This window comes from Rhizobium sp. SVR5-2C (assembly GCF_056755115.1).
This window is the reverse complement of sequence record NZ_JBNDHT010000357.1, coordinates 1-346: the sequence shown is the minus strand read 5'-3', so window position 1 is coordinate 346 and position 346 is coordinate 1. Positions and strand designations below refer to the sequence as shown.

Annotated in this window: 1 protein-coding gene; it reads left to right on the top strand. The window is 54.9% G+C overall.

Annotation, left to right across the window (positions count from 1 at the left end):
• A partial coding sequence (locus ACPYOI_RS36060) for a ketopantoate reductase family protein (RefSeq protein ID WP_481424172.1) occupies positions 1-346 on the top strand: 346 nt, incomplete at both ends.

Here is a 346-nt window from a genome sequence, read left to right as displayed (position 1 = left end):
TCATAGGAGAGATAGACCATCGTCGCAGCGATAGAACGGACTGGCTTGCAGCTCTGTTGGCTGAAAGCGGGATAGCCGCGCGCGTCACGGAAAGGATACGTGATGCCCTGTGGACGAAGGTCGTTGCCAACTTGTGTAGCAATCCGCTTTCGGTTGTCACCGGCGCCACGTTACGTGATGTTTGTGGTGATCCGTCTTTGTCCATCGTAAGCCGAAAGCTGGTCGATGAAGGCTTGTTGGTCGCTGCTTCGTTTGGCGCGCGATTGGAACTCGATCCCAGCTCGCTTCTCGCGATGGGCGCCAGCATGGGCGATTTTAAGACTTCGATGCTTCAGGATTACGAAAA